We start from the raw sequence: 26152 nt of genomic DNA on the forward strand, positions 1-26152 counted from the left end.
TCGCTATGCAGAGATAAGCGGAGGAAGGGGGCCCCGGATGGAGCCGAAAGTATCGATCGTCATCCCTTTTTATAATTGTGCGTATATCGAGCAGGCTGTTCACAGTGCCACTCACCAGACCTATCCGCATATTGAAGTGATCGTGGTGGATGATGGGTCAACCGAGCACGTGGAGCGACTAGAGCCTTTCATGGATTCTATCCATTATATCCGCAAAGAAAACGGTGGTACCGCAACGGCATTGAATGAGGGTATCAAACAGGCAACAGGGGATTACTTTGTCTGGCTCAGTTCAGATGATGTGATGCTGCTGGATCGTGTGGAGAAACAGTTGAAGTTTATGCGTGAGGTCAAGGCTTCATTCTGTCATGGTGCCTACCACTATGTGAATGAGAAGAGTGAGTGGTTGGATACGGTGCAGCCGGAAGTGGGCAGTCGTCTGGAGATGTTGCAGGTACTGCTTGAAGGTTGTCCGATCAACGGCTGTACTGTCATGTTGGAGATGGATGCATTTGAGCGGTTTGGCATGTTCGATACCGATTTTCGCTACACTCATGACTACGAGATGTGGTTGCGACTGTTTCCGATGTATGAGCTGTTCTATTACAATGAACCCCTGATATGTTATCGTCTGCATGATTCAATGGGGACCAAACGTCACTTCAAGGCACTGGTGGCCGAGTTGGAACGTGTTCAGGCGAAGCATAGACCCATTTTGCTCAATTTGCTTCAGGTCGGCGGGTATTGGAAGTAGATGGATTTGACAATGATGGCTTGAATGGAATAGGTGGTTAAATGGATATGAGAGCACCCGTATGAAGCACGTTTAATGTGCTATAAGTGGGGGAGCTCTTTTTTTGCTCTATGACGATCCGCGGACAGGTAGATAGAAGGGTTGCCGAAGTCTCTGTATAATGAAATGATAGGTTCATGCGGTTATAACTTGCTGGATTATGACAATCTCAAAGCAGAAATTGGGTATGACATTGCCAGATCACACTGGGGAAAAGGATATGCGACAGAAGGGATCTCTTCTTTGTTAGCTCATGCCTTCTCGACGATGAAGCTGAATCGAATTGAGCAAAGGTTGACCCCGATCATGTGAATTCTATCAAGCTATTAAAGCTTAATTTCACATACGAAGGTACCCTCATAGCCTACGAAAGGGCAGGCGAAACGTTCAAAGATCTGAATATGTATTCCAAGTTGGCGACAGATTAGAGAGATCTGTAATAACGTGTTCTCGGTCCGTTAAAACACATTTGAAGCAAACAAGGGGTGTCCACCGTCATTCATATGACAAATGGTACACCCCTTGTTTGATATTCCGGCATGTTACATGAAGACAGCATGGAATGGGACAACTTAATCCTTTGAATACATGATCGCCATCGATGCAGGGTCGGGTAATACATAGCCTTTGGGCAGCTTCTGCATCAATTGATTCATGACAGCGTAATCCACGTCGATGTGGGGTGTAGAAACCGGAGTCGAAAACCAGCGATTGTATAGATCACTCGGTACAAGCAACGTCATATCGGTTGTCCTCCTCTGTAAATAGCCTCCTGGTAGACTTGAAAAGTGCGCATTCCCATTTCTTCCAGTGACCGATGTTGTTCAGCCCAGGCTTTCGCCGCTTCTCCCACTGTTCTTCGGGTACCGTTATCCTCCAGTAATGCATTCAGCAGTTCGCTGAGCGAGTCGACATCCTGTGGAGGAACAACCCATCCTGTACGTCCCGGTTCAACCATCTCAGGCATGCCGGCTGTACCACTGACGATAACAGGTATACCCGCCAGTTGTGCTTCGGTCACGGAGAACGGCTGAGTATCCTGCAGGCTGGGCTGGACATAGATGTCTGCGTGGCGCAGGAAGGAAGGGATATTGTCGAGTTTGCCCCAGAACACAACATCAGCGCCAATGCCTGCTGCCGTGGCCTGTGCCCGCAACGCATCAGATAGATTGCCTTCTCCTGCGATCCAACATACCCAATCGGTACGTTTGCTTTTCAGACTGGCTAAAGCCTTGATTAACACATGTACACCCTTGATGTATTCAAGCCTTCCGGTAAAGGCAATGACTTTCTTGCCCGCGGGTGGTCGTTGGCGAAATTTCACGGCTGCTGAGGCACGGTAGGTTGGCAGGTCGATAGCATAGGGGATTTGCCTGAACTTCGACTCTGGAACCGCGAGTTCTGTAAGTGTACTTTTGATCCAGTGACTGGACACCAGAATCAGCTCAGACTGTGCTGCACTTCGCTCTTCCAATGAGAGAAAATAACGTCCGCGTTTGGATTGCAGATAGGAAGAAAGAGTAAGTTGCGGGTTGGAATTTTGAGCATCGTAAAAGGCCTCGCGGGCAAGTGCCCCATGATAGCTGGTGACCAGTGGGATATTGCGGTTCAAGATGCGTTTTATGGCTACGGCGGCTACGGGATCTTGCGCATGGATTACGTCATAGTGGTTTACTCCCAGATAAGCGGCGGCCATCTCGAAGGCGTATCTGTTCAGTTCATAATAAGCGAGAAGCGGATCGGCAGTGAATTGTGGCAGATCGGTCGGATTGAGTTTGGCTTGCAGCATGGGCCACACCGTATCCTTGGAGAAAGCGCGGTTCAGATTACGAACATATACCTCGTTTTTGGCACCATTTGTGCCCATGATATCAACCTCTACACCAAGTGAAATCAGCCTGTCGGCCAGTTGTTTAACATATGTCCATATGCCTCCCATATGTGTAAGCTCCCAATACGTAACGAGCAGAACTCTCATAGCTACCCCCTTGTCACGGCCTGCACCGGCCGAGCTTCTATGCTTTTATTCTATGAAAAAAGAGGACCGGAAGGTCGGGCATTTTTGTGTATCTGGTTGAAAATGGGTGAATGCAAATGACAATAGACAAGGGGGAGCATATCCTATGTATAGAAAGGCTCATACGCCGAAGGAGGGATCTACAGTGGCTGTATATGTGCTAAATATCCATGAAAATTTGTTACAGACGTTTGTTCCCGTCAAATACATGGACGTGGAGTTGGCCTATGTGGGGAGCGATGAAGGGACAGATGTATTTGTTGGCGGAGCCAGTAGGCACGGAGAACTGTATCGACATCTTTTTCATATAAGTTCAAATTCAGGGGGAGCGGGTGGTAATCAAGTCATTCATAATCTGGATGTATCTTCCGATCCTTATGAGCTGAGGATTATCAGCAACAGCTCTTCACCGAATCATCTGGTTATTCGCATGTATTACAGAAGTATTCACGGTCAGACATTGGGCATAATGTCAGAATATCAGATGATGAAGCTTGCAGATTGATATGGACATCATTGAATAGTCGTGATTAACCCACGTGTGGAGCAGGGAAGTACCTGTTCCATTTTTTTATATTGCATCCATAGTAGAAAATTCTGAAAAAATAGCTTGACAGCAAAGGTATTTTCATTAGAATTAGATCAGTGTTAAACGAAAGTTTAAAACGACGATTTAAAACGATAGTTTGAAATCAGTCGAGAGAATATAGGCTAGTGAGACGCAGGCAGCAGCCTGTGATTCTTCTGCCGGAAAAGAGTGTGGAGAACGTGAAAGAACAAACAGCAGTATCACAGGAGTCGGCAGAGTTTTCGATTAAAACCATTATTTTGCCACTCCTGGCTATTATCGTCGGCATGATCATGGTTATTCTGGACAGTACCGTTGTTAATGTGGCCATTCCGAATCTCGTTCAATATTTCGAGACGGATCTGAAGACCATCCAATGGACGGTTACAGGATATACCTTGGCTTTGTCTGCAGTTATTCCGCTGGCAGGTTGGTTAACTGACCGTTTCGGTGCCAAAAGAGTATTCCTGTTCACCATTGCCATGTTTACCTTGGGTTCTGTGTTATGCTCCATTGCCCAATCACCTGAGCAATTAATCATTTACCGTGTCATTCAAGGCCTTGGGGGAGGCATGGTTGCTCCTATTGGTATGGCGATGGTATTTCGACTGGCTCCTCCTGAACGAAGAGGTTCCATCATGGGCATGCTCGGAATTCCCATGCTGCTTGCCCCTGCACTGGGCCCGGTATTGTCCGGTTGGTTTATTGAATCACTGAGCTGGCACTGGATCTTCCTGATTAACTTGCCCATTGGTATTGCAGCTTTCATTCTATGTATCAAATTTTTGCCTGATACAGATCGTGGACGCACGCCTGCACTGGATCTGCTCGGCATGATTCTGGCGCCAATCGCATTCTCAATGCTCGCTTACGGTGTGAGTGAGGGGGGAACGAGCTGGACATCTACAACAACACTGACTGGTGTAATCGTAGGTGGCGTGGCGCTCATCTTATTCATTATTGTGGAACTTCGTCATCAAAATCCATTGCTCGAACTCCGGGTATTCAAATCATCTGATTTCTCGCGTGGGATTATTCTCGCATGGGTTTCGCAAGTGGCGCTGTTCGGTGCGATGATCTTGATCCCGCTTTATTTGCAGCAGATCAAAGGCTACACTGCACTGGAAACGGGATTAATTCTGCTTCCACAGGCTCTGGCTTCCGGCGTGGGTATGCCGCTCGGCGGCCGATTGTTTGATAAAATCGGTGCCAGACCTCTGGCCTTCGTGGGTCTGGGAATTATCTCGGGAGCCTTGTTTATTCTGTCCTCCATCACGGCAGAGACAGGCCTTGGCCTGATAATCACGGCCCTGATCATGATGGGTCTGGGTATGGGCTTGTCCATGATGCCACTCAATACGCATGTATTGAATGCTGCACCACGTAAGCTGGTTGGACGGGTTACACCGCTTACGGCCGCTGCACAGCAAGTGGTCGTGTCCTTTGCGGTTGCAGGGCTCACAGGCTTCCTTACTTCCAGAATCGCAGGCAATACAACGAGTGCAGAGCCGACCGCTATAGTTCAAGGCCTGGTTAGTGGTTTCAATGATACGTTCTTCCTGGCCGCTTGTATTGCATTGTTTGGATGTCTGCTCAGTCTGATTCTGCGCAAACCAAAACCGATGCCGGAAGAAGAACTTCAAAATGGCGACAAGCCTGATCCCGCGATGATGATGGGACACTAAGACTTTTTAAAGTGACATAGTAAGGCAGTTCAGAGAATCTTGCTGAACTGCCTTTTTGTTATGCTCAATGAAAAATTCGCAGTGCTGTCATCATTTCACGGAAAGAATGGGCATATCGATCAGGTGAGAAAGACAAGCTCATATGCTGTCTGCCCTGAATGCGGATATACTCCCGCAGTTTCTTGTTCTTCATGAGGTCTCTTGCTTCGTCTACAGCAGCCTTTATATTTCCAATGGGATAAAACTTTCCAGTCTTATTATGTGTGATGAATGAGCGCACACCATCCGAATCTGTGCTGAGCACTGGGCAACCGCAGCTAATGGCTTCAGCGACGGCATAGCCGAATCCTTCTAGCAGGGAAGTGGATAACATGATTCCCCCTGACGCAGCAATCATCGAATAGTGTGTGGGCATCTGAGAATGGGGAACATTGACGAAGATGCCGATCCGATCCTCAAGCCCGTATTCTGCCAACATGTGCCGGAACATGACTTCATCTTCTGGATTGGCCAAAGTGGGATCATGGAATAACCATAGTCTGGCTTTCGGATTTTTTTTGATGATTTCACTCGAAATGATTAAATATTCCCGCCAGTTTTTATTGTGTTCAAGTCGTCCTACCCAAGCCAGCACTGGATAGGGTGGAGTATCCACCAGAACCGGTGCGAAGGAGTCTGTATCCAGCATATTGGGAATAACAAACCGATGTAGCCAAGGACAGATATGAATGAACATATCCAGAAGGTGGTCTGTGGGAGGGATAACGGCAGCATCGCAATGGGCCTGGAGGTAAGGTACACCCATCTGTATCGTTTCCAGAGCCTGATCGCGTGTTCCGAGTCCCTGCGCTTCAAAAATAATTTTTCCTGTATAGCCAAGCGCTCTCAAGCGGCCTGGCATAGCGATGTCTGAAGTGGCGATGATGGCATCATAATGATGAGTATGAATGATATGATGGATATCCTCGTCACTGGATGCGGTGAAAATGGGGGTATTACTGTTGTTCTGCAATCCCGAGCCTGTGTTGAGATAAAGTAGGTGCGCTTCAATGCCATGGCGTTTCAGAACAGCGGTGCGCAGTCGGTTTAACGTATCCACGCCACCGCTTGGAACATAAAACGTGAATAATACTTTCACACGATTCACCCTCTGACTTTTGGTCAGGAGCACATTCTCCTGTACTCTATGTTACGTTGGCTTGAAGTATAGGGTGTGGGTGTTGTTCAGTGTGTTCACATTTTGGACACATTTTTTTAAGCTTGCATTTAAGTGACATTAAGCTGAGGCTAGGATAGCTCAAGTAAGATACAAGGAACTTCCCGTGTACATCATTTTATTACATAAGTTCAACGTAACATTTACACGATAACGGAGAGGGCAGAAATAACTTGAAGATGCGAAGCGTTCACCTGAAAGCTTTCTGAAAAGAAAGCTACATCGGAAGCATACGCTATCACCGGATTTTTCCTTCTGAATAAAGGAATCAAAATAATCTGGGGATAACAGTGATCGGAAGGTTATTCTGCCATCGGAGTGCAAGTGTAAATATTTTCAGTTGAATTTATATAACGAACGATGGTGCATGGGTATTTTAACGGGAAAGGATGAATGATGTGCTCGAAGTGAAACAGGTCAGCAAAGTTTACGAAGGGCAACGCGGCGTACATCAGCTGGATTTCACCATGGAACGTGGTGAGATTGTCGGGTTTCTCGGGCCAAATGGTGCCGGAAAAACAACAACGATGCGCATGATTACGGGCTATGTGCATCCAACCGCGGGTTCCATCATGGTCGATGGGGTATCGGTGCATGAGCAGGGTCAGCGTGTTCGTTCCAAGATTGGATATCTGCCTGAAACGCCGCCACTTTATCCCGATATGACAGTGCAGTCCTACCTTAAATTCGTAGCGAATTTGCGAGATGTTCCGGCACGTGAGGTTAAGCTGCGGGTCAGCGAGATGGTTAGCAGACTGGGACTTCAGGGGCGCGAAAGACAGATGGTACGTGGGTTATCCAAAGGATACAAGCAACGTCTCGGGCTGGCAGGAGCCATTATTCACAAGCCGGACCTGCTGGTCCTGGATGAGCCAACATCGGGCCTGGATCCCAACCAGATTATCGAGATCAGAGATCTGATTCGCGAACTGGGAGAGAACCATACGGTACTGCTCAGTACGCATATTTTGCCTGAAGTGAGCACACTCTGTAATCGGATGTTGATCATTAATCAGGGACAACTCGTGCTGGATGGTTCGCCTCAGCATTTCGGATCAGCAATGGGGGATCAGTTCAAGGTGTCGATTGAAGTGAAGGCCACTGCGGAGCAATTACATAATGTGCTGATACCATGGGAGAAAGTGCGGAGTGAAGTCATTCAAACATCAGATGCGAATACCACCAGAGATACTTCACTTACTTCTGATACAGCGAATACGGTTAAAATGCTTCTTACTGGAGAGGACTCGGAAGATTTCCGGGAGGAGCTGTTCTACCTTTTGTCTGGAGCAGGATTACCGATTCTGGAGATGAAGAAGGAGAATCTCAGCCTGGAACAGATTTTCCTGAAGCTCACCACAACCGAGACAACAACAGATATAAAAGATACAAACGCGGATTCGGCAGATGGGGATCAGGTTGCTGGGGCAGTGATGGATCAGGCGAATGTAACTTCCGACAACGACTCGTCGAGTGTATCGGGAACATCACCGAGTCCAACAAGTAGTACATTAACGAATACTTCAACGGATGCTTCGTCCCATTCGCGCAAAGGGGAGGACTCCAAATGAGACGAATGATGGCGGTATGTAACAAAGAGCTGCAAGCTTATTTTCTGTCTCCAACGTCCTATTTTGCTTTTGCCGTATATGTACTGATGACCAGCTTGCTGTTCTACTCCAGTTTCGTATATTACCAGCCGAGTATTGTCGATTATCGACTCGTGCTGGGGGATACGTTATCCATGCTGCTGTTTGTCGTGCCTTTGTTAACGATGCGGCTGGTTGCAGAGGAATTCAGACAGGGAACGGATGAATTGTTGCTGACATCTCCAGCACGTGTCACTGAGATCATTTTCGGCAAATATCTCGCTTCTCTCGCCATTCTGGTCGTACTCATCCTGTGCAGTCTGGTGTACCCGTTCATCATGTCGTTCTATGGAACATTGGATATGACGACGGTATGGATGTCTGCGCTGGGTTTATTGTTCTTGGGCGGAAGCATGATGGCGATTGGACTGTTCGCTTCTACATTATCCCAGCATCAGATGGTGTCTGCGGTGGCGGGTTTTATTATCTTGCTCGTTTTGTGGATGCTTGATTCATTCGCAGGTAATACCGGATCTGCTTTGCAGCAGTGGCTCGATCCGTTTGCCCTGACTAACCGGTTTGACAGCTTCATGAAAGGCGTGCTTAGCGGACCGGATATATTGTACTATGTCACACTTTCAGGTGTGTTTCTGCTGTTAAGCATTCAAATTGTGGAACGGAAGCGGTGGAGGTGAGAAGATGAAAAAATGGTTAAGTCATACCAACAGTACCGTGCTGTCTGTAGCGGTGATTGGCATCTTTATTTTGCTGACACTGTTCCTGAATTCACTTGGCGGCTTACAGCTCGATCTGACCTCGAACAAACAATACACGTTGTCTGACCAGTCCCTTACTGCGATCAAAGATGTGAAGGATGACGTCAACATTCTGGTGTTAACCGTTGAAAATGCCAACAACACCGTGCTGAACCGTGAGGTCACGGATATGGTGGAGGAATATACGAAACGTAACAGCAAGTTGAAGCTAAAACAGTATAATCTGACGCAGGAACCTGCACTTGCATCCAAATACGGCATAACAGGCAGCTCCATTGTGCTGGAGCAGGGCGATCAACACAAAGTGATTGATATCGCCAGTTTGTTCACCGCGACAGGTGATGGCAGTGACGGATCATATCAATTTACGGGTGAGGAAAAGCTGACACAGGCGCTCATGAATATGTCATCCACGGAGATGCACAAAATGGTCTTCCTGACCGGACATGAGGAGCTGAGTCTCGATCAGATGACTACGCTGCAATCCTCATTGGAACAAAATAATGTGCAGACGGAAGAGTTGCAGCTGAATCAGGCCGGGAAAGTTCCGGAAGATGCAGATGTGCTTGCCATTATAGGTCCACAACGTGATCTCAGTGATGCAGAAATGAAGGCCATTCGCACCTATCTGAGTAATGGAGGCAAGCTGTTATTATCCCTCGGATTTGTAGAAGATATGAAATCCAGTTGGAAAAACATCGATGCTCTGATGGCTGACTATGGCGTCGTTGATGAACATGCCGTCATGGTTGATAATCAACAAGCCAGTACGATGGGACCACTCTGGGTGGTACCGGAGTATGGAACACATGCAATCACGGATAAACTTGCTGCGAGCCAGTTGTACCCGATGTTGTCGCTGTCGATTGCGTTGACCAGCAAAGAACAGGATAAATATACTCTTTCACCTTTAATTCATTCTTCGAATGACAGTTATGGGGAGAGGAATATTGGCGGCTTATTGCAAAATGAAACAACCAATGATGCTGAAGAGGACATTCAGGGACCCGTGGAATTAGGATATGCAGCCGATACGACAGATGGCAAACCAAAGGCGGTTATTCTGGGCTCGTCCATTTTCATGCAGGATTCGGAAATTGCAAATGGCGGCAATCGGGACTTTATTTTGAATACAGTGAACTATTTGAGTGAGAAAGAAAATGGATTGACGATTCGTCCACGGGTACAAGCCGGATATGAGACGGCATATTTGAATGGCGAACAGGCCAGAACGATTTTCTTTGTGGCTATAGTAGCGTTCCCACTCATCTTTGTTATAATCGGTGTACTCTTATGGTGGAGGCGCAGACGGGTATGAGAAAATGGGTACCAACAATTCTGGTGGTCATCGTTTTAATTGTAGGCTGGGTGTACGCGGCCAATCAAAATTATTTTCGCGAAGAAGAAGCAGAGCAAGCCAAGTTGCTCGGAATTCAAACCGGGGATATTCAATCCATCACGATACATGACACAACGGCGGAGACATCCGGTACAGCAGCATCTTCGATCCTGACGCTTGAAAATGGCGTATGGCAGATGGTTGAGCCAAAGTCCTATCCTCTGAACGGTTATAGTGTTAGCAGTTGGTTAGATGCTCTGAGTGGCGCGAACCAGGAAATGGTGGTGGAAGAAGCGCCGGCAGATCTGGATAAGTACGGATTAGGAACAGATGCGACACGTATGGATATCCAACTCAAAGATCATCGGGAGATCAAACTGGCGATTGGTGGCCAGCTTCCAGCAGATGACGCACGATATGTGCGCGTAGATGAGGGTCCCGTAGTTGCCGTGCAGACAGAGGCGATTAATAACATAGCCTTTTCACGTCGTGATCTGTTGGATACTACACCGTTCAACATGGATGAGACAAATGTGGGGTCTCTGGAGTGGGAAGGTGAAGCCGCTACCTGGATGTTAACATCGACATCGGAGAACGGTGCTGCAGAGCAGACATGGACACTGAATGGTAAAACGATTGAAGCCGCAGACGCTGTATCCCTTATCGGTAAAATCAAAAACCTGTCAACAGCAGATGATGTGCGCAAAGCGTCTGAGCTGAAAGGTACTGTTCCACGATTCACCCTGTCTGTGGAACAGACGGTCAATGGGCAACAAGTTAGAGATGTGTATCGGGGACTTACAGTGCCATCGGAACCGGATCAGATCTGGGTCATAACGCCGGATGGTCAATGGGCATATGCCATGGATGCGACGAGTTTGAAGGAAGCTGAGAAGTTCCCGGATACGATTAAGGCATCAACAACTTCTTCGGAAGAGTCATCGAGCTCCAGTTCAGCCAATGAGTCGAAGACTCCCTCATCCGACGGAGAATGAAAGAGGCGTAAGATAGATGAAAATAACTCACTTGGAATGGATTCAATTTTAATTAAAAGATGTTACATGTAGACAGTGTTGCGAACAAGCAGCACTGTTATTTTATTTTTAGGTGAAATCCAACCCAAACACTCAAGTCTACAGGCAAAGGTACCATATCCTTTCAGCATATCGGTACGTACAGAAGCGCATCCTATCTTTGTGACCAAAACCAACATACATTGGAGGATGAGTACATGCCAGCAGTCAAAAAGGCAACAGCTATTACGTTATCACTGTCTACTGCACTCTTTGTAATGGCCGGATTGACAGGTTGTGGTACGAATCGGGATACCAACAATATGCACACGCAAAGTGTCCGCGAACAAGCGCATGGCATTAACCGCTATGGTGTAGAAACGAATGGCATGGATGGCATCCGTGCGAAAAGTTATCGCATGCATAATGTCACTGACCTGAAATCGAGTGAGGAGCTGGCTAAACGCATTACGGAGATGAAGGAAGTGAAATCCGCCCGTGTCATGTTAACGGATCGTAATGCGTATGTCGCGGTTCGTTTGGCAGATGGTCATGCAGGGAAGCTAGAAAGTAAGTCCAATGGTCGTACAAGCATGCTGGATGGAACGATGCGTAATCATGCAAGTGATACCATGCGTGGTGGCAATATGAACCATGATATGGGTGGTCTGCGTGTCCATGGCGGAACGGGCACAATGTCTCCTTACAGCACCAGCGGAATTGCTCCAGGGCTGAATACGAATTCGGCAACGGATCGCAGCCATATGGGCAATGATCGTGGCATCTACGGCACGATGGGTACAGGAGCGGTTGGAATGATGCGTGGTCTCACAAACAGCGGCAAAGCACGTGGGACGAACGATGGTCATTATGGAATGAAAAGTGAAGGACAACGTGTAGATAGCACGGATGATAACACATCAGCTGAGATTAAAGGCAAGATTTCAGCCAAAATCAAGCAGTTTGCGCCGAACATCGAGAATGTATATGTATCAGCCAATCCGGAATTTGTGCAGCATGTCGAGAACTATGCCACAGATATTCGTAATGGTAAGCCCGTTAGTGGCATGATCGATACGTTCCAATCGATGGTGGAGCGTATCTTCCCAACCAACGGAGCAGGAATGAATCACCGCGATGGCATCCTTGACGATGGCCTGATGAACCGTAATCACGACGGTGGGGTCATGAATCGAATGAATCGGTAGTTCTTAAGACAGTTGAACAAGCGTGCCTTTGCGAAGATGGTAACATCCGCTGCAGAGGCATGTTTGGTTGTACATAAATATGTAATTGTTCGAGAAACACTAAATATCTATTTAAGATTCATTAATACTAACGAATTGATGCAAGAATTGCTTTAACTCTCTGGTGGTTTCGTTCAGGTGGTTAATCGTCTCCATAAATTCGCTAACGAGCTCAGCCTGCTCCTGTGAACTTGCCGTAATTTCGCCAAGATCGTTATCCAACAATTGGATGGACTGTCTCACCGTCAGCAAGGACTTCTCAATTTCGTTCGTGGCATTTTTGGTATCGACAGACAGTTTGCGAATCTCCTTGGCTACTACCCCAAAACCTGCTCCTGCATCTCCTACACGTGCAGCTTCAATGGCTGCATTAAGGCCCAACAAGTTCGTCTGCTCGGAGATCTCACGAATAAATCCAGCAACCTGAGTTACACCGCCGGAGGTCTGAACAGCTTTTTTAGTGTTGCCCAGCATCTCTTCGGAGGTAGCGCTCAGTTCTTCCGAATGGGCTGCAACGTGTTGTACACTGTTGACCAATTGGCTGATAAGTCCTTCAACGATGTTCATTAGCTGTTGCAGCTTTTCCTGGTTTTCCATGCTATATACGAGGGTGAGTACAGCTACGATCTCCTGAGCGGAGTTTTTGACAGGGATGAAAGAAACATCGAAGGGAATGCCAAATACCTCCTTCGGAAAGTGACTGTATGTCGTTGTTGTGCCGTTTTGCAGATCGGCAAAATTCAGATTTGCCTCAGGGAGTGGATCTCCTGTTTTAAAATTCAATTGCTTCAGTGATTCTCCTGAAGAGAAGTACAGATATTTCTCTCGATCAATTATGGATAACGTTACATCTTGTCGGATGGCTGCCCGGAAATAAGGCATGCTTTCAATTAGTGCTTGGATGATGTCCATTAATGTATGGCTCCTTTTCGTGATGGCTTTTAATACTAGTTGTTTTAGGTATATCGGTTATCGTGGGGAGAAAATGACTAAAAGAGGAAGGACGATTTGAACTATCGCAAGCATGCAGCATTCACTTATTCATTCAACTGCCCATTTTTCTTATAAAACTGAACCAACGCCCTTGATCTGACATAAGATGAGTTGACTGTATCCCCTTAACCTTGTTACACCAACACAACCCGAGCAAGGAGGGGTGAACATTGAAGGGTATCGATCATAAAAGCAAATTTTTGTTGACCCACCGTGAACGCGAAGTATTCGAATTACTGGTTCAAGACAAAACAACGCGTGACATCGCAGGGCAGTTATTCATCAGCGAGAAAACGGTGCGTAACCATATTTCGAATGTGATGCAGTTTGAAATTATTTATAAAATAGGCAGAATTAACGGGTGGTACAGAGTAGAAGTTTGTTTTTCTCTATTATTATTGACAGATTTAAGGGAATATTTTATATTGGAAAAGATTGCAAAAAAATGTAATGTTTTACTTTTTTAAGACCGTGAAAATAGCTGATTGAAACGATTGTTAGGATTATTATTAATGATCGTTCTAGGAGGTGTGATTGCAAAAAAACTTTAATTTCATGTTTGTAGTATTGTTTTTTTATACAAGTGAGATGAGAGGAATGATTTTTTTGAAAAAAATAATGAGCAATGTGATTGTAGGTGCACTTGTACTTTCCATGAATATTCCAACTGCTCAGGCTCAAAGTAACCCACCTGAGATTGATACTCAAGATATTATTCTACCAGACCATAATTTTGATGATTCGTATGTTGAACCCAGTAGTCCACTACAAATTGAATTGAACACTCAGGATAGAGCGATTAGCTTATCTGCCGTGACAACTAGTTATTCCCTTGCAAAAGAATTGTTGAAGAATTACTATGAAAATATCGATCTCGGAACAAAGCGATTAGATAACAAATCAACTGTCAGGACAGAATTGATTGATTCCGAACTGTCTGATTACTTGGAAAAGAAAATGAAAACAAAACAATTTGTGGTAGATGCCGCAAATGCACAGAAAGAAAACTACGTCTTGAAATTTAATTTACTGTCCTCTGAAGTTACCGAAGAAGGCATCCTCTTGACAATAGGTACTGAGGCCTCATTCAATTACGTGGGAATGGAAGTGGAGTCTGGATTTGGCGAAGTGTCAAAAATGTTATTTCGCAATACAGATGCAGGGCTTACTATTTCAGATTGGTATATGCCATATGACTATTATGATGAATATGTTAGAGGTGAAGGGGATCATATAAGTAATCTCGTTAATATCAACTCTAAGCTGGATAGCTCTTATACCGCTAAAAGACAAGAGGAATTAAATGATAAAATCACCGATTATTTTTCTGTTGATCGCGAAGCTCCAGTACAGATCAACAGTTTAGAAAATGACGGATCATCTAATCAGGTTATTACGCCTTTTGCAACCTTATCTTCATTAAATAAGACAGCGATAGCAAATTACGCGAAAAATAATAAAGCAAAAGATCAGCCTGCAAGTGGTGGTTCGAATGTTTCTTACTACGATTTCTCACAAATAACTGGAAATTGGGACTGTACAAACTTCGTATCTCATGCATTACTCGCTGGTGGTGCAATTACCTACGATACTAATGGAACAGGTATTGCCTCTACAGGCTGGTATTATAGAAGTTTGAGCAATCGAGCTTCATCCTGGTCAGGCGTACCAAACCTGTATAATTTTTTGGTTAATAATACAACGAAGGGTCCGGCAGGGACGGGTACTACATACTCAACGTTCAAATATAATGCTAGTGCAGGCTATCCATATCAAATTGGAGATGTATTGCAATTTTATTTGAGCGGATCTTACAATAACTGGCGGCATTCGACTATTATTACTGAATACTACGAAACTAATACGATGTCAGTTCTTGGAGCATTGGTTACAGGACGCTCTGGTAAAAATAGTTATAACAACAACCAAAAGGCGGAGGAAATTTATCCTGGTGATAGCAAAAGGGTTATAAAATTGACTGGTTATTACAAGTGAAAAATTTGAGGGGAGATGCACAACACTTCATTGGTTTTTTGAGGCGTTGTGCATCAAACTAATTTCTCCTCCTTAATTATCTGGAGTTCGAGAATATTTTCATAGGAGGAAACTTAATGAAACGTGCTTACCTGTTATTATTGATTTTATTAACTCTTAGTGCATGCGAACAGACTAGTACTAGTGACAATGAAAATAACAATGTTCCCGTTGTTGGAGATAATGCTGAAAACACAAGAGTTTCGCCTGTAACAAAAGGAAATTTATCAGAAGATTCCTCCTATTTTTTGGCGAAAGACGAAAGTGGTCTAACCGCTTCAGATTTTGAAACAGCATACAAAATGTGTACGGATGCTCTGTCTGAATATTATAGGGCGATCTGGAACGGTTCTGACATTGAATTGGATACTTATATAGATAACGAAAACCTTAAACAATATACGCAAAAAAAAATCACCTCTCAATACGATTTGTTCCTTAAGAACAATCTTACTCAAAATTTGGTGACAGGCGTTGATGTTGATGCAGCAGAAGTAAAGTATGTTGGAGAGGGTAAGAACTTTTTCTATCTTAAATTAGATGCACAAGTTAAAAAGGATGTAGGCAGTTTTGCTGAACCTACTGAATTTCTTGTGCAAAGTGCGAATGGAAAGTTAGTCATTGTTGACTGGTATACTAATGCAAAGGATAGTTATGATTTCACTGTACGTGGAGAAAATCAAACGATCAATAATCCTGATATATGGAATAATATTGATGTTATAGCGAATAATTAACTAATTGAAGTCTGTATGAAAAGATCCTTCCGACATGAATTTTCCGCTCTTACCATACCTCGTACTAAGCTGATAGGTGTCCTCATTGCTAATTCAGCGCTCCATCTGTAAAGTTTATGTCTAAGTATCTAATGTATCATTTAAAGTGAGCGGAGTTTCAACGTCCATTGATTATGTGGGTATGAGAGCTTAATGGATGTTATAAATTGATTTTTTACTCTATAGGACAGTGATTGATGTACAGAAGCATAAAAAAGCGCGGGTTACAGGGGCGAATTCAGCACTGTGATTCGCGCTTTTTAGTCCATGCTGTAGTACCAAAGGAAAACCTTTGAAGTCCTAATTCCATTTTGAATGGCTTAATTAGGTTAATTTCCAATCTTGCTTAATTATCTTTTCATCATAGTGATTGTCCAGATGGACTGTCCAAATATCAGAATGAGTCAATAAACCCGAAATCAGGATGACACTGAGCGGCATAAATCTGACACAAACAATATGCACTTTTACTGATTTATAGCGGATATCTGGAAAATAGGAATGAAAGCAAAATATTATAACATTTAGGCAGGTTGTAACCATGCATCAAGAGGGACAATCAAAAGAATGATACGGGTGCAGTGATAGGAAAAATACTAATCTGAGTAATTGTAATTACAGTAGACATCACAGAGAAGCAGAGTAAGGCGCTTAGTATCTAGTCCCAAACAGAGTGGAAAGAATTTCGACAGAACATATTATCAAGCTATGAAGAATGTGCTTCCTAATGGTGATATTCTCTTCGTTAAAGAGCTGGATCAATTAGGACGGAATGCAGAAGAGATAAAGAATGAATAGCGTGATATTGCCCAGAACATATGTGCTCACATTTTCATGATTGACATGCAACTGTTAGATAAACGGCAATAAAAGAATGGATTAGAGAAGGTTATAAGCAGTATTGTGTTAGAACTTTTATCATATATGGCTGAGTCGAACGTGAGAGGATAAACGGTAGACAAGCTGAAGGTATCGAGGTTGCTAAGAATGACGGTGTCGTATTCGGCAGACCAAAGCAAGCAATCAACGAGGAGTTTAAGCAAGCATGCACAGAATGGAAACATGGAAGGATTACAGCAGTTGCCGCAATGAAGGAACTAGATATGAAGCCCAATACATATAATATGAATAATTTACTCACCATGCTGCCATCCGATCTACACAAAATAACCCTCCATCAGCCATCTCTCAATAAGACAAAGACAGTTAAAAAATTAATCAACTTACATTTTTATACTTTGGTATTTCTATGTTAATAAATGTGATTTTATAAAAGAACTATATCTTAGAGTGAAATGACCCAATTATCTTTAGACTATAAAATCAAAGGGAGATCAGAGATAGTATCTCAGCTGTCTCCCTTATTGTTTACGCAGATTCAACGAAGAAATATAAAATTCCCATTACGACCAATATAGCTACTACAACTATTAAAATCCACATAAGTCCATTTTTTTTCAAGTTATCATCACCTTTTTGAGATATTTTGAGATATTTGTTTTAATATTCCTTATTGATGGTAACTTATTAATATCACCTTGCCTATACTACTATATAACCAATTGAAGGGAATTGATTCAATGTTAAGGAAATTATCAAAAAGTTCACTCGTACTATTTCTTGTAACAATGTTATTTGCATCTATGGCATTTGCAGATGCATCATCAGAACCAGTAGAATACACTGTTGAGGAATATGTAAATTATTTAAATCAACTTATTAGTGAGGGAAGTACAGGAGCAACTGAGACTCTAGAACAATTTACCAACTTAGATCCCTCTAAACAAAACGCTTTCCTTAACTTCATCGCTTCAGAAGATTATGTAAATGCGGTAGGCGAAATGTTATCAGGTAAGGAGGGTTCAATATATGAAGACAAGTATAAGGAAATTTCTATTGATGTTGAAACTATCACAACAGAAGATAGTCAATCAAATCATTTTTCACCGAATGCTTTAGCCGCACAAGCCAACCAACGTGCATCAGTTAGCCGCTCTGTTAAATTAGCAGTTTTCGGAATTGATACAACCACTATCACTCTGACAGTAAGTTGGGAACATAATGGAAGCGTGGCAGTAAAACCTCTTCAAGTTATACAAGGTCATACGAATAAGAACCCATTATACCTTTTGAGTGAAACATCAAACAACAGTCCTGGTTTCATTTCTGAAGGCTACTTCAATGCATCGGGCACTTGGACTATGAGAGCAACAGGGGCTGCAGGCTTTATAAGCGATACATTAGGAATAAATATTAAAGCTTCAACGCCATCTCATAGATATTATTCTTTTACAACCAGTCATTCTAATATGACACCTACCAATGGTTGGGTGGCGTTTTAATAATAGAATAATGGCATGGTGATAAATACAAGGAGTTAATGATGTTTACTTGTTAAATTATAGGTTATACACTTATAAGTAACATGATAATACACTGAATGAATTTGAGATGAAGAATTGTAACTGTTCTAATATTCAGCAATTTAGCACTCAAATATAAATGAATAACAAATATAGGTAAAACTTAACCCCTCTTGAGATATTATTCTCTTGAGGGGTATTTTTTCATTTCTTAAACTTGTGTATGTTTTCTTGGAGCACCTGTTCACAGTAAGTTGGACTAAATTCATATCCCTTATAAATTTGAGTAAAAGCTAATCCATCAACAAAGTGCAAATCATATATCCTCTCAAAGTCACGAGCACGTCTTGTTACTCCTCTTTCTTTAGTTGTAAGCAAAATGGCTTGGTTATCCTTATACATTTGCTTTATAGTCCACCAGTCTGTTTTAGTGGCTTCTGCAATTTGTTCAAAACTAGCAAGTCTTCATTGTACATTTTCAACATCTGAGGATAAAGGTTCTCAATACTCTCCCATGTAGGAGGGGGGGATTCAACTACCCACTTAAGCTTATCGAAGTCGACCGAATTAGAGACGTAGGAATCATTTCTGATTAAAGGATTCCCAGTGTTACCATATTAACTTTCGGGAAAAATTCATATAAGGCACAGGCTATGCCAGTTTATGCATTGGAGATGGGAAACAAGCAATCCAATGTAATCCCCACATTTAGAAGATATGATTCGATAACAGATGCAAAGAAAGACTTGGGGTTACCTAAGCTAGAAAACGACACTGGAGTTTTTACAAACACTCAAGATGGAAAAATAGTTTTGATTCAATCGAAGCAATCAACGACTGGTCAAAAAAGCATTGAAGTAGACAGTAATGAGAATGAACAGAAAGTGTATAAAGGATACATACCAATAGGACAGATAGAGATTGAGGGTCAAATATACAATGTGCATCAACCGTTTACCTTTGAACAAATGCAAATTAAGTTGAAGGATCAAGAATAGAAGTACATAACAAAAGAACATGCAAGATTATCTCTAGACTCAATCGCAATCCATCTATTCATAGCACTCTAAACTACACTAAACACAAATGGAACACGTCTTAGAATACTGAGTAGTCTCGTGGGTGTCAGGGTGACAATTACTATCACATCGAATATACAAGGTGAGGAGGTGAGTGAACATCCAAAGTGCAGCAAAAACATTGTTTGTCATTCGTCCAAGCAGCAATCGCATACATTATCCATACGAAAGTCATACGGGTGGTGTACAACGGATGAAGGAGACAAACAAGCAGAAAAAATCTAAATCATTCAACTTTATTTTTATAGACGATAACCGTAGCGAAGAAGAAGCAAAAGCAGCAATTCAATTTGTAGTTGATACTGTAGTACAAAGAGCGATCAAAAATTTCCCTGCTACAGACTATGATATCACAATTAAATCTACAGACTGAGGGGAAAGTCACATGAGATATGAGGATGCAGCAATATATGTTAGGGTATCCACAACAAAGGAGTCACAAAAGTTCAGTCCAGAACACCAACGGATGGATTGTGAAGAAAAAGCCAGACAGCTAAGTTTAAAGGTTCGTGAAGAGTACATATATGTAGACAGGGATAGTGGTACATCCATTGTTGGAAGACCATCTATTCAGACACTAATTGAGGATGCAGGTAAGGGTTACTTTAAAACCATCCTCTTTTCTTCTTTATCTAGATTCTCTCGTGATACGTATGACTCGTTAGGTTTGAAGAGAACTCTTGTGGATAAACTTGGTTTAAGGGTTGTATCCTTGGACGAGAACTATGATTCACAAGTTGATCATGACGAGTTTAAATTTCAAATATTCTCCGCAGTTAACCAAAAGTTGAGTGAGCAAATTAGCATATCATCACGAAGAGGTATACGTCAGTCTGGAATGAAAGGAAATTATTTAGGTACTATTGCACCATTAGGCTATGACAAAATAAAGGTCGAGGATAGGAAAACCATTATACCTAATGAACGTGCCAGGATCGTTCAACTCATTTTTGATATGTATGTCAATCAAAAGATGGGTGAGAAAGCTATAACAAAGTATCTGAATAAAGAGAAAATTCCCTCTTACAGAGGAGGGAAATGGGGAGTAACGTCTGTAGAGCGTATACTAACGAATGAGATATATACAGGTAAAAACATATTTAATAAATTTACAGTTGTAAAGGTCTATAACGATATCAACAATATCTCTGATAAATCTAGAAAGTTGGTTAAGCGTGACAAGGAGCTATGGGAAGAAAGCGGTAAGCAGACTCATGAAGCAATTGTTAGTGAGGAACTATTTAGAAAGGCACAGGAGATACGGTTAGAGCGTGGCGGTGGAAAGCGTGGAGGGGTAAGAAACAAGGTTAATGTATTTGCTGGCATAATCAAGTGTAAGCATTGTGGATCTTCATTGAATATTGTGACCTCTAATGGCAAGAAGAACAGCTATCGTTACTTAGTTTGTTCTAAGAGAAGAAGACAGGGCGAAACTGGATGTGACAATCACAATAGGATTCCATACGATGATTTCAAAGATGCTCTTATTGAAAGATTGAGCGAGAAACTGAGAAGTAAAACAAAGTCGGGGAAGACTGTAACCTTCACTAAAAAAGCGAGAGAAGATACCGGAAAGTTAGTCGCTAAATATGAGAAGCAGATACAGAATGCACGTAAATTGCTTTTTGAAATCCGAAAGCAAAAGTTAAATGATGAGATTGATGATGAGCAATATGAGTTTGAGAAGGAACAGTATGAACAAGAGATTAAACAGAAACAAGAACGGTTGTCCAAAATGAAATCTGAATTAGAACGAGCTTTGAATGACAGTGAACAGTTTAAGGAGATAAACATCTCACTTGATGAATTATCAGACCTAGGACAATTTTCTGAAGTAGACCAAGTGAACCTAATCCTGAAAAAATTAGTTTCAAACATTACAGTTGATAAAGCAAACAATGTTGAGATCCATTCCGTATTGGGTAGGCTATAGTTTTTTTTGTGTTTCAAACCATATTTCGAATGTGATGCAGAAACTCAATGTTAAGGGTCGTTCGCAAGCAGTTGTCGAGCTGATTAAGCTTGGAGAACTGAAGATTTAGTTGCGAATTACAGTTAGGATTAAGTAGCAGCATGAGAGCCTTTCTCTATTCTTTGTCATGAAGAATGGGGCAAGGCTTTTTTGCTGGTATGGACCATGGATTGAGGGAACTAACAATAAATTGAGGGAAGATCCGAAATGTAGCATCGCTTGTTTTCATTATTTTGGTAGACCATAATGATTACATATATCAAGCAGATAAGGCAGTAGGTAAGGCTCTAAAGTGAAACAATGGTTTGAACAAATTGGTTGGGATTTTTTTGTACTACATCTATGTAAGTTAAACTACATATTTACACTAGAACGGGGAGGGCAGAAATGACCTGAAGAAGCGGAGCGTTCGCCTTTTTCCCCAGATTTCCACTTCTATAAAAGTGATTCAAGAAATCTGGGGATAACAGTGATCGGAAGGTTATTCTGTCATCGAAGTGTCAAGTGTAACGATTCGCTATTTCAACTTATAATAAATAATGAAAGGAAGAACTGAATGGACCGTTTCTTGAATGAATTCGAAGAACAATTTCGAGCGGGATTTCTATCCGATCTGGAACAGACGCTGGCTAAAGTGCAACATGAAAAAGTATATGTTTGTGCATTTGGAACGGACAGTGATTGGGTAACGCTGTTTATGGCGGTGAATACCGAGGAATCCCTGGCAACGCACATTTCGAGAATGAAAGAGCAAGGGCTATGCGACAGTGAGGAGGACGAGATCTATTACAGATGGGGCTGCTCCGAATATCAGTATGGCGAGGATACGCACTTTAACCACATCAGCCGATTGTTGTATGCAACAGAAGAGGTTAGGGAGTATAAGAATGAGATCATTCGAATCATCGCTAAAGTCGTGAATGAGACAGCCGATGATGTTTTTGCTCGATATGGACAAACTAAAGCAGACATTACGTTCTTCGTTTCCCTAACAGATGACGATCTGGCGGAGGAGATTGAGAATCAATCGGTTCATCAAATGACGGTACCCGGCTTAGTCAGCACGTTCCTAAAGCGATATGATGACATGAACTAGAACGAGTTAACTTGAGTTGAGTTTTGAGTTAAATGCAAATTGAATCAAAACGAATTGAATTTTAATACCGCGAAAGTCTCTCCTAATTCTTTATTTTATCTAAAGAAGGGAAGAGGCTTTTTTCTTTTAGCGTGAAAAAATGAAACAAGCATTCATATCACTTTATCACTTGTTGATTCCCCTGCATTTGAAGGAACGTCCTCCATCTTTTCTTCGAAAATGGCTGATAAAAGAGCTGCTCCAGTTCCTCGAACTGTGCTTCATTCAGATGAAGATGGAGCGCTCTTTTCGCTATTTTGGCGGCAGGCGTGGAAGAAGATTTCCGTCCTCCAGCTTTTCGTTTGATCGGAATATGAAATTGCAGCAGGTCTTCAAAGTGATCCCAGCCTTCCCAACTGAGCCGACCTCTGCGTTTCCAGTCGATGGCATAGAGGGCATAATAGACGTGTCCTTCTGTTGGTTTGGTAGCAATAATCCAGATGGAAGGAATAAGTTTGTTCCGTTGTCTTCGATTCATTGAATCGCTCCTTTTTTTAATACGATCATATCTCGATTCTCAATATAAAGGATACCTATGATGTGTATCAAGCAGGTGAGTGTCTATACAAGTTCAGTATCATTGCGAAAGTCGTGAGAAATTGCTCTTGATTTGCAGGATCGTCTTGATTAGAATGAAGTTATAAAAATGATTTTCTTATTAAGTTAAAAATATATAAAAATAATTTTCATACAAGTGAGGTCCTTATGGCAGCCATATTACGTGCGTTGCAGCAAGAACTGAATAACCTTCCGTCTCAGGAGCGACGTATTGCCGAAGTCATTATGCAATCTCCGTCGGACATTCCCGGCTGGACAATTAGTCATCTGGCAGAGCAGAGTGGTACAAGTGCGGCAACGGTGACCCGTTTTTGCAAGTCGTTTCATTTCAAAGGCTTCCCCGATTTCAAAATGAAGCTCGCCGCAGAATTGTCCCACGCTTCTGATGAAACGGCGTATCAGGACATTGTAGCAGGCAATTCACTATCCAAAATTGTTGAAGCGATCGAAGCCAACCACCTCGCGTCTATTGCTGATACGACCCGTTTGCTGGATCTGGGCAGATTGGAGCAGGCGGTGCAATTATTGTGCCAGGCTCGCCGTATTGATCTGTACGGTGTGGCGACCTCGTCGATTGTGACACAGGATTTCTATCAGAAGTTGGTGAGGATTGGCAAAAGTTGTACTGCTTTCTCCGACTCCCACATGCAGATCACATCCGCATCTTCGCTCGCTGAGGGGGATGTCGCAATGGCCGTATCCTATTCAGGCGAAACACCCGAAACCATTGATGCCCTGCATTGTGCCAAACAAGCCGGAGCTTCTACGATTTCACTGACTTCCTATGGAAGTAATACACTCGCAACGGTATCTGATATCCCACTGTTCACCTCTTCTCTGGAAGAGGGCATGAGGCGTGGAGATATGGCTTCACGTATTGCACTGCTGCATGTGGTCGATATTTTGTTCACAGGCATGGTAAGTGCCGACTTCGACCGTTTTATCCCGAGACTGGAACAATCCTATCACAACGTGCAGTCCTATCGCGTACAACACAACGGAGGTGCTTAAACAGATGAATATACGTATTTTTGAAAATGAAGAAGATTTGAATGCCACGGGTGCTGGTGTCATTGCGAGTTTATTGCAGACCAAACCACGTGCAGTCCTCGGTCTGGCAACAGGAAGTTCGCCTGTAGGCATATATAAACAGCTTATCATGTTGTACCAGAAGGGATTGGTCAGTTTCTCGCAGGCTTCTTCATTCAATCTGGATGAATATGTAGGACTTCCAACAGAGCATCGTGAAAGTTACCGCAGTTTCATGAACGAACAATTATTTCATCATATCGATATGGATCTTGCGAGAACGCATGTACCTGATGGTCAGGCTGCCGATCTGGAACAGGAATGTAAGTCTTATGAACAGCGCTTGGATGATCGTGGACCTGTGGATCTGCAACTGCTGGGCATTGGACATAATGGTCATATTGGCTTCAATGAACCGGGAACCGAACTTACAGGACGAACGCATGTTGTGGATCTCAAAGAAGAGACACGTAAGGCAAATGCACGTTTCTTCGACAGCATCGATGAGGTTCCGGCTCAGGCGATCACGATGGGTGTTGGAACCATTTTGAAAGCCAAACAGATTCTGCTCATTGCCCGTGGCGAGGAAAAAGCCGAGATTATTCGCGAAGCGTTCATGGGCCCAATTACAACGGCCTGTCCTGCATCGCTATTGCAATGTCATCCAAATGTGGTGGTATTGCTGGACCGTGCAGCAGGGAGGCTGGTGAGATGACCAGAGCGAATAATCATGAATCTGGGAGCCAGCGTGAACAAAATATTTCTCTTCTTCGGGGCAAGCTGCTCCTTTCCAATGAGATATTGGAAGACGGTGTATTAGCCTGGAGGGATGGAAAAATCCTCTATGCTGGGGTACCGGAAGGTCTTCCTGAACAGATTCGGCGAGAAGCTTTGCAGCTGTCTGTACCGGACCACGGCCTCATTGTGCCTGGATTCATTGATATCCATGTGCATGGTGGGAACGGAGAAGACTTTATGGACGCAAGCCTAGAGGTGCTGGACAAAATCACTTCTTTTCATAGTACACAGGGCACAACAGCGATGCTTGCGACTTCCATGACCGCTCCGAAAGAGCGACTGGACAGCGTACTTGCTGAAGTAGCTCGTTATCGTTCCGGTGAGATGCGGTATGCACAGCTTGAGGGTGTGCACCTGGAAGGTCCGTTTTTCAGTCCGAAATGGCCTGGTGCGCAAAATCCCGAACATATCATTCTACCTGATGTATCCTGGCTTGAAACATGGGAGAAGCAATATCCCGGCCTAATCCGTCAAGTTACGTTGGCACCGGAACGTGAAGGCGCACTGGAGGTCATCTCATGGCTGCGAGAACAGCGGATTACAGCGGCACTTGGCCACACGGATGCGACCTATGAAGAGGTGGAGCGGGCAGTGGAAGCAGGACTGCATCATGCGGTACATACGTTCAATGCCATGACACCGTTGCATCATCGGCAACCTGGAGCTGCCGGAGCTGTGTTAAGTGATCCACGCATCAGTGCCGAGGTGATTGCCGATGGTATTCACGTACACCCTGCGGCGATCTCGATCCTCGCTCAGCTGAAGCAACAGGATGATCAACTCGTGTTGATCACAGATGCCATGTCTGCTGCGGGATTGGATGACGGGGAATACAAGATCGGCGACCTGCCCGTCATCGTGAAGCACGGTGAGGCCAGACTTAAGGACGGCGGCGCACTGGCCGGAAGCACACTGACGATGATTCGCGGTTTCCGTTACCTGGTACAGGAAGTGGGCTTGAGTCTGAAGGCTGCATCACGTGCAGCAAGTCTGACCCCCGCACGCCTGCTGGGCATTGATCACCGGACAGGTTCCCTGGCTCAGGGAAAACAGGCAGATATCGTTTTGCTGAATGCGGAGCTGGATATTGAGGGTGTATGGGTGAAGGGCAGACGGGTCGGCGAGTAAGTTGTAGCGTGGACATGTTTGCGGAGAGGCAAGAGAGGCAACAG

General features: G+C 43.6%; 24 protein-coding genes and 2 pseudogenes. 21 read left to right on the forward strand and 5 right to left on the reverse strand.

Annotated features, from left to right (window positions below; all coding sequences use genetic code 11):
* Window positions 1-37 precede the first annotated feature (37 nt).
* Window positions 38-754: a glycosyltransferase gene (locus MKY73_RS04625; protein ID WP_339305903.1), complete on the forward strand. Its 717-nt coding sequence runs from the start codon at window positions 38-40 to the stop codon at window positions 752-754.
* A gap of 159 nt (window positions 755-913) precedes the next feature.
* Window positions 914-1221, forward strand: a pseudogene (locus MKY73_RS04630) (GNAT family protein); the annotation flags it as partial.
* 144 nt (window positions 1222-1365) lie between these two features.
* Here MKY73_RS04630 and MKY73_RS04635 read toward each other — a convergent pair.
* Both MKY73_RS04635 and MKY73_RS04640 read right to left on the reverse strand, forming a co-directional pair.
* Window positions 1366-1536: a hypothetical protein gene (locus MKY73_RS04635; RefSeq protein WP_339305905.1), complete on the reverse strand. Its 171-nt coding sequence runs from the start codon at window positions 1534-1536 to the stop codon at window positions 1366-1368.
* Window positions 1533-2771, reverse strand: coding sequence for a glycosyltransferase family 4 protein (locus tag MKY73_RS04640; RefSeq protein ID WP_339305907.1), 1239 nt, complete (start codon window positions 2769-2771; stop codon window positions 1533-1535). The genes MKY73_RS04635 and MKY73_RS04640 overlap by 4 nt, the downstream gene beginning before the upstream one ends.
* 145 nt (window positions 2772-2916) lie before the next feature.
* On the opposite strand from MKY73_RS04640, the gene MKY73_RS04645 reads away from it, so the two are divergent.
* Together MKY73_RS04645 and MKY73_RS04650 are read left to right on the forward strand one after the other, a co-directional pair.
* The gene (locus tag MKY73_RS04645) at window positions 2917-3315 is read left to right on the forward strand and encodes a hypothetical protein (RefSeq protein WP_339305909.1); all 399 of its coding nucleotides are present in this window, start codon (window positions 2917-2919) and stop codon (window positions 3313-3315) included.
* Window positions 3316-3578: 263 nt separating this feature from the next.
* Window positions 3579-5063 (forward strand): DHA2 family efflux MFS transporter permease subunit, encoded by a 1485-nt coding sequence (locus MKY73_RS04650; protein WP_339308483.1) that lies wholly within the window; start codon window positions 3579-3581, stop codon window positions 5061-5063.
* Between the two features lie 64 nt (window positions 5064-5127).
* Here the strand turns inward: MKY73_RS04650 and MKY73_RS04655 are convergent, their stop codons facing one another.
* Complete coding sequence (locus tag MKY73_RS04655; RefSeq protein WP_339305911.1) at window positions 5128-6201, reverse strand: glycosyltransferase family 4 protein; 1074 nt, start codon at window positions 6199-6201, stop codon at window positions 5128-5130.
* Between the two features lie 476 nt (window positions 6202-6677).
* Here MKY73_RS04655 and MKY73_RS04660 point away from each other — a divergent pair, with 476 nt between their 5' ends.
* The 5 genes from MKY73_RS04660 to MKY73_RS04680 all read left to right on the forward strand — a co-directional run bounded on the left by MKY73_RS04660 (window position 6678) and on the right by MKY73_RS04680 (window position 12204).
* A complete protein-coding gene (locus tag MKY73_RS04660; RefSeq protein ID WP_339305913.1) occupies window positions 6678-7850 on the forward strand; it encodes an ATP-binding cassette domain-containing protein in 1173 nt (390 codons plus the stop codon).
* Window positions 7847-8563, forward strand: coding sequence for an ABC transporter permease subunit (locus MKY73_RS04665; RefSeq protein ID WP_339237259.1), 717 nt, complete (start codon window positions 7847-7849; stop codon window positions 8561-8563). The genes MKY73_RS04660 and MKY73_RS04665 overlap by 4 nt, the downstream gene beginning before the upstream one ends.
* A gap of 4 nt (window positions 8564-8567) precedes the next feature.
* A complete protein-coding gene (locus MKY73_RS04670) occupies window positions 8568-9962 on the forward strand; it encodes a GldG family protein (RefSeq protein WP_339305915.1) in 1395 nt (464 codons plus the stop codon).
* Window positions 9959-10978, forward strand: a complete 1020-nt coding sequence (locus tag MKY73_RS04675) for a DUF4340 domain-containing protein (protein ID WP_339305917.1) — start codon at window positions 9959-9961, stop codon at window positions 10976-10978. Before MKY73_RS04670 ends, MKY73_RS04675 begins: the two co-directional genes overlap by 4 nt.
* Before the next feature lie 236 nt (window positions 10979-11214).
* A complete protein-coding gene (locus MKY73_RS04680; protein WP_339305919.1) occupies window positions 11215-12204 on the forward strand; it encodes a YhcN/YlaJ family sporulation lipoprotein in 990 nt (329 codons plus the stop codon).
* 111 nt (window positions 12205-12315) lie between these two features.
* Here the strand turns inward: MKY73_RS04680 and MKY73_RS04685 are convergent, their stop codons facing one another.
* A complete protein-coding gene (locus tag MKY73_RS04685) occupies window positions 12316-13155 on the reverse strand; it encodes a methyl-accepting chemotaxis protein (protein WP_339305921.1) in 840 nt (279 codons plus the stop codon).
* 251 nt (window positions 13156-13406) lie between these two features.
* Here MKY73_RS04685 and MKY73_RS04690 point away from each other — a divergent pair, with 251 nt between their 5' ends.
* The 9 genes and pseudogenes from MKY73_RS04690 to MKY73_RS04730 all read left to right on the forward strand — a co-directional run bounded on the left by MKY73_RS04690 (window position 13407) and on the right by MKY73_RS04730 (window position 22556).
* A complete protein-coding gene (locus tag MKY73_RS04690; RefSeq protein WP_339305923.1) occupies window positions 13407-13703 on the forward strand; it encodes a helix-turn-helix transcriptional regulator in 297 nt (98 codons plus the stop codon).
* Window positions 13704-13770: 67 nt separating this feature from the next.
* Entirely contained in the window at window positions 13771-15231 is a 1461-nt protein-coding gene (locus MKY73_RS04695; RefSeq protein ID WP_339305925.1) for an amidase domain-containing protein, read from the forward strand.
* A gap of 116 nt (window positions 15232-15347) precedes the next feature.
* Window positions 15348-16007, forward strand: coding sequence for a hypothetical protein (locus tag MKY73_RS04700; RefSeq protein ID WP_339305926.1), 660 nt, complete (start codon window positions 15348-15350; stop codon window positions 16005-16007).
* Window positions 16008-17626: 1619 nt separating this feature from the next.
* Window positions 17627-18388, forward strand: a complete 762-nt coding sequence (locus MKY73_RS04705) for a hypothetical protein (RefSeq protein WP_339305928.1) — start codon at window positions 17627-17629, stop codon at window positions 18386-18388.
* A 674-nt stretch (window positions 18389-19062) separates the two neighbouring features.
* Window positions 19063-19407, forward strand: coding sequence for a hypothetical protein (locus MKY73_RS04710; protein ID WP_339305930.1), 345 nt, complete (start codon window positions 19063-19065; stop codon window positions 19405-19407).
* Between the two features lie 175 nt (window positions 19408-19582).
* A complete protein-coding gene (locus MKY73_RS04715; RefSeq protein WP_339305932.1) occupies window positions 19583-19861 on the forward strand; it encodes a hypothetical protein in 279 nt (92 codons plus the stop codon).
* A gap of 12 nt (window positions 19862-19873) precedes the next feature.
* Window positions 19874-21421 carry a recombinase family protein gene (locus tag MKY73_RS04720; RefSeq protein ID WP_339305933.1) on the forward strand — a complete coding sequence of 516 codons (1548 nt, stop codon included), beginning with the start codon at window positions 19874-19876 and terminating at the stop codon, window positions 21419-21421.
* Between the two features lie 10 nt (window positions 21422-21431).
* Window positions 21432-21530, forward strand: a pseudogene (locus MKY73_RS04725) (LuxR C-terminal-related transcriptional regulator); the annotation flags it as partial.
* Between the two features lie 486 nt (window positions 21531-22016).
* Entirely contained in the window at window positions 22017-22556 is a 540-nt protein-coding gene (locus tag MKY73_RS04730) for a DUF4303 domain-containing protein (RefSeq protein WP_339305935.1), read from the forward strand.
* Between the two features lie 157 nt (window positions 22557-22713).
* Here MKY73_RS04730 and MKY73_RS04735 read toward each other — a convergent pair whose 3' ends face one another.
* Window positions 22714-23073, reverse strand: a complete 360-nt coding sequence (locus MKY73_RS04735; protein ID WP_339305937.1) for a hypothetical protein — start codon at window positions 23071-23073, stop codon at window positions 22714-22716.
* A 227-nt stretch (window positions 23074-23300) separates the two neighbouring features.
* On the opposite strand from MKY73_RS04735, the gene MKY73_RS04740 reads away from it, so the two are divergent.
* Genes MKY73_RS04740 through nagA form a run of 3 tightly spaced genes read left to right on the forward strand, consistent with a single transcriptional unit; the run spans window position 23301 to window position 26108 of the window.
* The gene (locus MKY73_RS04740) at window positions 23301-24164 is read left to right on the forward strand and encodes a MurR/RpiR family transcriptional regulator (protein ID WP_017692537.1); all 864 of its coding nucleotides are present in this window, start codon (window positions 23301-23303) and stop codon (window positions 24162-24164) included.
* 4 nt (window positions 24165-24168) lie between these two features.
* Complete coding sequence (gene nagB / locus MKY73_RS04745; RefSeq protein ID WP_339305939.1) at window positions 24169-24897, forward strand: glucosamine-6-phosphate deaminase; 729 nt, start codon at window positions 24169-24171, stop codon at window positions 24895-24897.
* On the forward strand, window positions 24894-26108 hold the full coding sequence (gene nagA / locus MKY73_RS04750; protein WP_339305941.1) for an N-acetylglucosamine-6-phosphate deacetylase: 1215 nt from the start codon (window positions 24894-24896) through the stop codon (window positions 26106-26108). Before nagB ends, nagA begins: the two co-directional genes overlap by 4 nt.
* The last annotated feature ends 44 nt before the right edge of the window (window positions 26109-26152 follow it).

It is taken from the genome of Paenibacillus sp. FSL R5-0519, assembly GCF_037974275.1.
GTDB lineage: Bacteria > Bacillota > Bacilli > Paenibacillales > Paenibacillaceae > Paenibacillus.